This is a genomic window from Brevibacillus jepli (genome assembly GCF_047229145.1).
In the GTDB taxonomy this organism is placed as follows: domain Bacteria; phylum Bacillota; class Bacilli; order Brevibacillales; family Brevibacillaceae; genus Brevibacillus.
Map to the genome: position 1 here is coordinate 1 of NZ_JBFEFW010000060.1, position 9,679 is coordinate 9,679.

The 9,679-nt window shown below is 47.2% G+C and carries 10 protein-coding genes; 9 read left to right on the forward strand and 1 reads right to left on the reverse strand.

The features are described from left to right. The first annotated feature begins 45 nt into the window (after positions 1-45). The 8 genes from AB1L17_RS30825 to AB1L17_RS30860 all read left to right on the forward strand — a co-directional run bounded on the left by AB1L17_RS30825 (position 46) and on the right by AB1L17_RS30860 (position 7,361). Positions 46-495, forward strand: a complete 450-nt coding sequence (locus tag AB1L17_RS30825) for a single-stranded DNA-binding protein (protein ID WP_412848761.1) — start codon at positions 46-48, stop codon at positions 493-495. A 40-nt stretch (positions 496-535) separates the two neighbouring features. Next, complete coding sequence (gene rpsR / locus AB1L17_RS30830) at positions 536-766, forward strand: 30S ribosomal protein S18 (RefSeq protein WP_016739387.1); 231 nt, start codon at positions 536-538, stop codon at positions 764-766. 91 nt (positions 767-857) lie between these two features. Further along, positions 858-1,757, forward strand: a complete 900-nt coding sequence (locus AB1L17_RS30835; protein ID WP_412848755.1) for a DUF2232 domain-containing protein — start codon at positions 858-860, stop codon at positions 1,755-1,757. A gap of 4 nt (positions 1,758-1,761) precedes the next feature. After that, positions 1,762-3,699 carry a DHH family phosphoesterase gene (locus AB1L17_RS30840; protein ID WP_412848756.1) on the forward strand — a complete coding sequence of 646 codons (1,938 nt, stop codon included), beginning with the start codon at positions 1,762-1,764 and terminating at the stop codon, positions 3,697-3,699. A gap of 26 nt (positions 3,700-3,725) precedes the next feature. Next, positions 3,726-4,169, forward strand: coding sequence for a 50S ribosomal protein L9 (gene rplI, locus AB1L17_RS30845; protein ID WP_412848762.1), 444 nt, complete (start codon positions 3,726-3,728; stop codon positions 4,167-4,169). Between the two features lie 24 nt (positions 4,170-4,193). After that, positions 4,194-5,543 (forward strand): replicative DNA helicase, encoded by a 1,350-nt coding sequence (gene dnaB, locus AB1L17_RS30850; protein ID WP_412848757.1) that lies wholly within the window; start codon positions 4,194-4,196, stop codon positions 5,541-5,543. Between the two features lie 181 nt (positions 5,544-5,724). Then, on the forward strand, positions 5,725-7,011 hold the full coding sequence (locus AB1L17_RS30855) for an adenylosuccinate synthase (protein ID WP_412848758.1): 1,287 nt from the start codon (positions 5,725-5,727) through the stop codon (positions 7,009-7,011). A gap of 134 nt (positions 7,012-7,145) precedes the next feature. Next, complete coding sequence (locus tag AB1L17_RS30860) at positions 7,146-7,361, forward strand: hypothetical protein (RefSeq protein ID WP_412848763.1); 216 nt, start codon at positions 7,146-7,148, stop codon at positions 7,359-7,361. 68 nt (positions 7,362-7,429) lie between these two features. Here AB1L17_RS30860 and AB1L17_RS30865 read toward each other — a convergent pair whose 3' ends face one another. After that, a complete protein-coding gene (locus AB1L17_RS30865; RefSeq protein WP_412848759.1) occupies positions 7,430-7,885 on the reverse strand; it encodes a hypothetical protein in 456 nt (151 codons plus the stop codon). A 173-nt stretch (positions 7,886-8,058) separates the two neighbouring features. On the opposite strand from AB1L17_RS30865, the gene AB1L17_RS30870 reads away from it, so the two are divergent. Continuing rightward, positions 8,059-9,549, forward strand: coding sequence for a LysM peptidoglycan-binding domain-containing M23 family metallopeptidase (locus tag AB1L17_RS30870; protein ID WP_412848760.1), 1,491 nt, complete (start codon positions 8,059-8,061; stop codon positions 9,547-9,549). Positions 9,550-9,679 lie beyond the last annotated feature (130 nt).

Sequence of the window (9,679 nt, forward strand, 5' to 3'; positions counted from 1 at the left end):
AACTTGCACGTACGGTTTGGGACAGGGGAAAAGACGGAGGCGCACATGCCAAAGTTTTACCTATTGTCATCAAATGGCGTTGCCGTTGCTACTTTTACTGTGGCCGTTAATCGTCCCCGCACCAATCAAGCGGGAGAGAGAGAAACGGACTTCATTAACATTGTCGCTTGGCAAAAACTTGCCGATCTGTGCGCAAGCTATTTGCGTAAAGGTAGACAAGCAGCCATCGAAGGACGTATGCAAACACGCTCCTATGATAATAAAGAAGGTAAAAAGGTATACGTGACGGAAGTCGTTGCGGAGAACGTTCAATTTTTGGGCGGTCGAGGTAATGAATCCGGCGGAGACAATTCAGGATACGATCCAGGTCCGGGGGGCATGGGTGGCGGTAACAAACCATCCGGTCAACGAAATAATGACTATGATCCGTTTGGTGATCCTTTCGCGAGTGCAGGCAAGCCGATCAACATTTCAGATGATGACTTGCCGTTCTAATATCGTATAACTTTCACATTCCTAAGAGGGAGGGACTATCATGGCACGCAAAGGACGTCCTAATAAGCGTCGTAAAGTATGCTTCTTTAAAGTGAACAAAATCAAGCACATCGATTATAAAGATGTTGATTTGCTGAAAAAGTTCATCAGCGAACGCGGCAAAATCTTGCCACGTCGTGTAACTGGTACTTCTGCGAAGTATCAACGTGCACTGACAATCGCGATCAAGCGATCCCGTCAAGTAGCACTGTTGCCTTACACTGCTGAATAAGTTGCAAAAGCTATAAAAAGGGGGGCACAATTGCGTGGCCCTCTTTTTTCCATAGTTTTTGTACATGAGACATGAATAATGAGGTGCTGACATGCCGTCCAAAACGAAACACTTGGCTGAAAATGCCCTTATGCTGGGTATCGCACTGGTGCTGCTGTTTCTTGGTACATATACGGTACTGGGAGGGCTCGTCAGTTTCTTGATACCTCTGCCATTTATCCTTTTGGCAGTGAATCGCACAGTACCTAATATGGTGTGGATCTCTCTTGCTTTTACGTTTCTTGGCTGGATCGTTACCGGCCCATTCGCAGCAACACTTGCTTTTTCTAGTGCCGTTTGGGGCTCGGTGATGGGGATCGTCTATAAAAAAGGAGCGGCTCTTCCGGCAATTGTGGCAGGGGCAGGCGTTGCCTTTTTGAGTGTCGTTTCCATGCTGGCATTTATGGCATTCGGAATGAACGTTGATTTTAATGCCATCATGCAAGAAGTGGAAAAGCTGCGCCCAGCAATGATGCCAAAAGAGCAGTTTGATCAGCAACTTGCACTGGGCAAAATCGTCATGCCCACGAGTCTTGTCATGTTCAGCTTTTTATCTAGTGCCATTATTCATGGATTGGCGAGACTGATTGGACGACGTCTGCGCAGACCGATTCCAGCATTGAAGCCAATTCGGGAATGGAGCTTCCCTCGATCGTTGCTTTATTACTACTTTATTGCGATGATCAGCATTTTGTTGTTTGCCCAAAGCATGCAGGGCACGTTCTGGGAAATCGCCCTGATGAACCTGAAAGCCATGCTGGATGCTATTTTTGTTTTGCAGGGCTTGAGTTTTTGTTTATTTGCTGCCTATTTGTACGGGTGGAAGAGATTGACTCCCTTGCTCTGTCTATTTATTTTTCCCCCCCTAAGTACTATACTTAGTCTAGTAGGGATATTTGACCTAGGAATGCGTTTGCGTGAAAAACTGGAAACAAGAGTGAAGAGGGGCTGAGGAAATGCCCAAGTTCCTGTTAAAGCGTTGGTACGGGATGCACATGGTCCTGGCACTCAGCTTTAGCTTGCTGTTGTTGGGGATTTTGACCTTGTTCCATTGGATGTACGGGGCGATCGGCATGATTTGCTTGATTGGCTTGGTTCTTTACGCTCTTCAAGCAGAAAAGGGGTTCCAACGAGATCTGCGCCTGTATTTGGCGACAGTCACCCATCGCGTGAAGAAGGCGGGAGAAGGCGTTATCCAGGAGCTGCCGATCGGAATTCTTTTATACAACGAGGAAAAGGCAATTGAGTGGGTAAACCCGTACATGACACATATGTCCGGGGATGAATCCATGATTGGGAAAACCCTCCAAGAGGTATTCCCCCAACTGGTGTGGAAGCCGGAGCAAAAACGGCTGGAGTTTACTTATAACGAGCGGGTATACGAGGTCATTGTTCGGTCCGATGAGCGTCTTTTGTATTTCAAGGACATTACGGACTATAAAGAATTGACGACCCGTTACCATCGAGAAAAGGCTGCACTTGCCATCATTCACCTCGACAATTTGGACGAGGTTGGACAGGTAATGGATGATCAGAGCCGTACGCTGCTCTCTACAAGCGTGGCTGGTGTGATTACAGAGTGGGCCAACAAACATGGCATATATCTTCGCCGAATCACGGCCGACAAATTTTTGGCGCTGATGGAACGGGAAGCACTTGATAAATTAGAAGAAACGCGATTTGACATTCTCGATGTGGTGCGCGAGATGACTGCCGACAACAAAATTCCGATTACACTCAGTATCGGGGTTGGAGCGGCTGCTACCACTTACATTGAGCTGGGACAAATGGCACAGTCAAGCTTGGATATTGCATTGGGGCGCGGTGGCGACCAGTGCGCTGTCAAGATTGGCAACAAGCTCACCTTCTACGGTGGAAAATCAAATGCAGTAGAAAAACGGACACGTGTCCGTGCTCGTGTCATTGCCCATGCGCTGCGTGATCTCATTCATGAGGCGGAGCACGTCATCGTCATGGGGCATAAACAGCCTGACATGGATTCCATCGGGGCTTCCCTTGGTGTATTGAAGGCTGTGCAGCTGCACAACAAAACGGCTTATATCGTCATGGATGAAGGCAATCATTCTGTCGAGCGTTTGATGAAAGAGATTTATGCCAACGAAGAGCTGGCTGAGACATTTATCACACCAGAGCAGGCGATCCGACTCATCAACGGCCGGACATTGCTGGTGGTCGTCGATACGCATCGACCATCGCTTGTAATTGAGCCGAAGCTGTTAAGTGAAACAAGCCGAATTGTGGTGATTGACCACCATAGACGTTCAGAGGAGTTCATTGAGCCAGTACTCTTGTATCTGGAACCGTATGCTTCTTCGACGGCTGAGCTTGTCACGGAGCTCTTGCAATATCAGAGCGAGCGATTGAATATCGACAATCTGATTGCAACGGCACTATTGGCGGGAATTGTGGTGGATACCAAAAGCTTTGCCTTCCGCACTGGCTCGCGGACCTTCGAGGCAGCGTCGTTCCTGCGGCGAAACGGGGCCGATACTACGGCTGTCCAACGCCTCTTGAAGGAAGATCTGGGTCAGTATGTGAAGCGAGCGAAGATCATTATGAATACGGAAACGTACCGTGACAACATGGCGATTGCCATAGGTGATCCGTCCGAGGATTACTCGCAAGTACAGGTGGCGCAGGCTGCTGAACAGCTTCTTACGCTATCGGGTATCCAGGCGTCGTTTGTTGTTGCTGGGCGTTCCGATGATACGATCTTGATTAGTGGACGTTCTTTGGGCGACATCAATGTACAGTCGATCATGGAGTTATTAGGTGGAGGCGGTCACCTCACTGGTGCTGCGACACAAATTCAAGGCATATCGATTAAAGAAGCGACAAGACGTTTGAAAGAAGCGATTGATTCGGTCGTATAGGCCAAAATATAAAGGGGGAAACGATGATGAAAGTCATTTTTCTTCAAGATGTAAAAGGCCAAGGTAAAAAAGGCGAAGTAAAAGATTTGTCAGAGGGCTATGTACGCAACTTCTTGTTGCCTAAGAAGCTGGTAAAAGAAGCGACAGATAGCAACGTAAAAACGCTGGACGCCCAAAAGCGCAGCGAAGAGAAACGCAAAGAGCAAGAAAAGCTGGATGCTCAGGAGCTTGGCAAAAAGCTGGAAGAGCTGACAGTGAAAGTAGCAGGAAAAGCTGGCGAGGGTGGACGCTTGTTTGGTGCGATTTCGAGCAAACAGGTAGCACAAGCGCTGGAAGATCAGTTCAAAATCAAAGTAGACAAGCGAAAGCTCGAAATGGATGCAATCCGTGCTTTGGGCGTGACGCAAATTAAAGTAAAACTGCACAACGAAGTAACCGTGACACTAAAAGTACACGTTGTGGAAGAATAATGTCTCAATTGTGGGGGGTGTGACGTGAGCGACCTGTTTTTGGATCGTGTGCCGCCACAGAACAAGGAAGCGGAACAATCGGTACTAGGTGCCGTGTTCTTGTCTAAGGAAGCTTTAATCACGGCCATTGAGATTCTCCGACCGGAGGATTTTTATAAGACAGCGCATCAGCGCATCTTTCAAACGATGGTGGACCTGTATGAAAAAGGTGAGCCTGTCGATCTGGTTACTGTCACAGCTGACTTACAGGACCACAGGCTGCTGGATGAAATCGGCGGCGTTACGTATCTGACGGAAATCGCCAGTTCGGTCCCAACTGCAGCAAACATCGAATACTACGCAAAAATTGTAGAAGAAAAATCGCTCCTACGGCGATTGATTCATACAGCTACCAAGATTGCCAATGACGGATACTCCCGCGAGGACGATGTCACCCAGATTATCGCCGATGCGGAGAAGTACATCATGGAGATCGGTCAAAATCGCAACAGCGGCGGTTTTACACCGATTCGTGATGCACTTCTGGAAACGTACGAGCGGATTGAGTTTTTGAGTCAACGTCGCGGTGATATTACAGGAATTCCTACGGGATATACGGATTTGGACAAGATGACTGCCGGATTACAGCGCAGTGACCTGATTATTTTGGCAGCCCGTCCTTCCGTAGGGAAAACGGCTTTTGCCTTGAATCTCGCCCAAAACGTGGCAGCCCGTGCAGGTGAGACCGTAGCCATCTTCTCCTTGGAGATGGGTGCTTCTCAGCTGGTACAGCGTATGATTTGTGCGGAGGGTAATCTGGATGCATCCCGGATGCGTTCGGGTACGCTGGAGGAAGACGACTGGCAAAAGCTGACGATGGCGATCGGTACGCTGGCAAAAGCACCGATTTATATCGATGATTCGCCCGGGGTAACCGTACAAGACATCCGTGCGAAATGTCGTCGCCTACAGACCGAGAAGGGTTTGGGCTTAATCCTGATCGATTACCTTCAGCTGATTCATGGACGAGGCAAAGGAGACAACCGTCAGCAGGAAGTATCGGAAATCTCTCGTACGCTAAAAGGGATTGCCCGTGAGCTGAACGTGCCAGTTATCGCTCTGTCTCAGTTGAGCCGTGGTGTAGAGCAACGGCAGGACAAGCGTCCAATGATGTCAGATATCCGTGAATCGGGATCGATTGAGCAGGACGCCGATATCGTTGCCTTCTTGTACCGTGATGACTACTATGACAAGGAAACAGAAAATAAGAATGTCATCGAGATCATCATCGCCAAACAGCGTAACGGCCCGACTGGAACTGTGGAATTGGCGTTTTTGAAGGAATTCAACAAATTCGTTAGCTTGGATCAACGCTTTCGAAATCAAGCAGGTTAATAGTTTGAATGGAAGAAAAGCCGGAGAAATTCCGGCTTTTTTTTCTATATTGAATTGCCGAACATATTATAAGTTAACTATATGAATGTTCGTATTTAGCGTTGACATGGGGAGTCTCGTTTAGTAAACTTAGATTGTTTCAGGCCCGAAAAGACATGATAATATCAGGAGGTGTTTTTCGATGTCAACAGTCGTTGTCGTCGGAACCCAGTGGGGCGATGAAGGTAAAGGTAAAATTACAGACTATCTGGCGGAAAGCGCAGAGGTAGTGGCTCGTTACCAAGGCGGTAACAACGCAGGCCATACCATTATTTTTGGTGGTAACAAATATAAGCTGCATTTGATTCCATCCGGAATTTTTTATAGTGACAAGACCTGCGTAATCGGAAACGGTATGGTTATCGATCCGAAAGCATTGGTAAAAGAGCTGGAGTACATTCACAGCTTCGGTTTTTCTACAAGCAATTTGAAAATCAGTGATCGCGCGCATGTGATTCTGCCGTACCACATCAAGCTGGATGGCGTAGAAGAAGATAGCCGCGGTGCTAATAAAATCGGTACGACCCGTAAAGGTATCGGACCTGCTTACATGGACAAAGCAGCGCGTATCGGTATCCGTATCGCTGATTTGTTGGATCGTGAAGAGTTTGCTCGCAAGCTCGAACGCAACCTGGCAGAGAAAAACATGCTGCTGGAGAAAATGTACAACACAACTGGCTTTGAGCTCAAAGAAATTTTGGATGAATACCTGGCTCTTGCTGAGATCATCCGCCCATATGTAACCGATACTTCTGTTGTTCTCAACGATGCGATCGATCAAGGCAACCGTGTTCTGTTTGAAGGCGCACAAGGCGTACTGCTTGATATTGACCAAGGTACGTACCCTTATGTAACGTCCTCCAACCCAATTGCGGGTGGCGTGACCATCGGTTCTGGTGTAGGACCAACCAAAATCCATCAAGTAATCGGGGTTGCAAAAGCTTACACGACGCGTGTAGGTGACGGTCCGTTCCTGACTGAGCTGACTGATGCAACTGGCGACCATATCCGTGAGGTTGGCTTCGAGTATGGTACGACAACAGGTCGTCCTCGTCGTGTAGGCTGGTTCGACAGCGTAGTCGTTCGTCATGCTCGCCGCGTTAGCGGTCTTACTGGTTTGGCTATCACCAAGCTGGATACACTGTCTGGAATCGAGACACTGCGTATTTGCACAGCGTACAAATACAATGGAGAAGTCATCGAGTCGTTCCCGGCAAACCTCAACCTGCTGGCGAAATGCGAGCCAGTATATGAAGAGCTGCCAGGTTGGACAGAGGACATCACAGGCGTTCGCAATCTGAACGACTTGCCAGAAAACGCTCGTCACTACATTGAGCGCATCACGCAACTGACTGGTATTCCAATGTCGATCTTCTCCGTAGGACCAGATCGTGAACAAACCGTGATTGTTCGTGGCATTTACGGCTAAGAAGAAATCTACTCTATAATAGAGGAAAGCTGTCGATCATTCGGCAGCTTTCATTTTTTTTCAAGGGACAGACACGAAACGACACCCTCTGGGCATAAGGTTAGACATAGGGAGAAATGGAGAGGTGAAAAGTGATGATGGGTTTTGGATTTGACCAAAAGGCCATGAAGCTGCTAGGCAAAAATGTACAGGTGAAGATGATCAATGGCGTCGTCATCAAGGGAACCATGACTCATTTCAACAATGGCTATCTGTGCTTTATCACGACATACAAGCAACAAAATGACGCCGAGAAAACGACGATACGCCGACTTGCACTAAAAGACGTTACCTCGATGCAAGAGGTGTGAGTCCCAGATGCCCATAACGAAATAAGCCATCTTTCCTAGTCATGTAAGGGAAGATGGCTATATTTATTTTAGATCATGCCTCCATAAGATCGGATAGTCTCGGTCGCTAGATCACCTTGTTCTTCTGGTACGACTGCCGTTAATAAGACACTTCGATTCAAATTATCGTCGCCTCGGTCTGCCATGCCACTGGCGTCAGGATCTACTGCGGCCATGATGCTTGCATCCCTGCCACTTGGGAAGTCACCTGCCAATGTGAGGTTGCCCAAGCTGGGAAAATCTCCAGAAATGGGATTCATAATCTGTTCATTCCCGTCACCGGGGAATTGTCCGATTCTGTCGATCTGAATGATGGAAAAACCAGCTTGTCGAAGTGCTTTTTCTGCCTTTTGGGCATCCTCTTGGGTGTGAAATCCTGCAAGAATGTTACGTTCCTTCACGTTTATCAGCCTCCAGTTATGATAAATGCTCCCAATTATTTGTACATATAATGACTCTTCGTCTATTTTTTTATTCGACAGCAATTTACACTTGATGTTGTCGTTATTCTTATGGTAAAGTCGACATAGTTGGTTTCTTTAGGCAATTTGGCAGATAAATGGAAACTAAATTTTGGGATCTATGACCTAGTCAATAAATTTAAAATTTTCAGGAAATGGAACGAGCAAGTTGTATCTGTTTTCAGGAGGGACAAGTTATGCATTGGTCGGAATGGAAGGCCAAGCTGCAGGAACGGTCATCACGAATCGTTCAAGATTGCAGTGATCTGGCGAAACGTACAATGAAACGTACAAGCTCTTATATCCAGGCACATAAAAAACAATCGATTTCAGTTGCGGCAGGGCTAGTTTTAACGATTGCAGCTGGAGCATCCGCACAATACTATTACACAAGCAATGTCAATTCTGTCTACCATGTCGTCGTGAACGGCAAAGAGATCGGCGTGGTAAACGATCCAAATGTGATACATAGCTGGACTGCAGCCAAGTTGGAAGAGGAAAAGGCCAAGACTGGCCTGAACTTGCAAATGGCTGACTATATCACATTCAATGAAGAGCGCAAGTTTAAGGCACCATTCGATAATGATGCGGCTGTACAAGCTCTCGCATCCGTGGCGGATATCAAGGTGCAGGGCGTTAAGCTGATGATTGACGGCAAAGCCGTAGGGTACTTGCCCGATCAGCAATCAGCTGACCAAGTGCTGGCTGAAGTGAAGGAAAAGTATTCCGGAGTACCGACAGGGAAAAAGGCTGTTGTAGCGGCAGCATCTACAGTCCCAGTCAAGCCAAACCCGGTCAAAGAAGTCGCTTTTAAAGAAAATGTAGAGATGCAAACAGAAACAGTCGATGCATCTCAAATTTTGTCTGCCGATAAACTGGAGGAGCTGTTGGTAAAGGGCACCTTCAAGGACATGAAGCACACAGTAGTGGAAGGCGATTGCATCGGTTGCATCGCGAAGAAATACGGCATTACCTCTAAAGATATTTATGCGAACAATCCAGGTGTCACGGAAAATACAGTCCTTCAATTGGGACAAGAAATCAATGTAACAGCAGTGCGTCCACTGGTTACCGTACAAGTGAAAGAAGAAGTGGATCAGCAAGAGGTTATTGCTTTTAATACCCAAATTAAGAACAATGACAAGATTCCCAAAGGCGAAACAAAGGTCATCCAAGAAGGTAAAAACGGCAGTAAAACTGTTAAGTATGAAGTCGTGAAAGAAAATGGACAAGTAGTTAATCGCAAAGTAATCAAACAAGATGTAACCGTGCAGCCCGTAACCAAAATTATGGAGCGCGGTACAAAAGTAATCCCATCTCGAGGGACAGGCCGTTTGAGCTGGCCTGCAAGCGGATATATCAGCAGCGGCTTCGGCAAACGCTGGGGAAGCATGCATAAAGGAATTGATATTGCCGGTTCTGGCTCTGTCATGGCGGCAGACAATGGACGTGTCACATTCGCAGGTTGGAATGGCGACTATGGAAAATCGGTCATCATCGATCATGGCAATGGAATGAAGACATTGTACGGTCACATGAGCAGCCTCAATGTGAAAGTCGGCGATGTCGTTAGCCAAGGAAAGAAAATAGGCGTAAAAGGTTCGACAGGAAACTCCACTGGTGTTCATCTGCATTTTGAGGTTATACAAAATGGACGAACTCAGAACCCGATTCGTTACTTAAAATAGACAAGTAATTTCTGGATATAAAAGGGCAACTCTTAGGAGGGGCCCTTTTTTCGTGTGCGCCCAGCATGGGCGTTATCTCTAGGGTTAAAGTCCCGAATGGTGAAGGCAGTAGTAGCCATTAGCTTAAGAC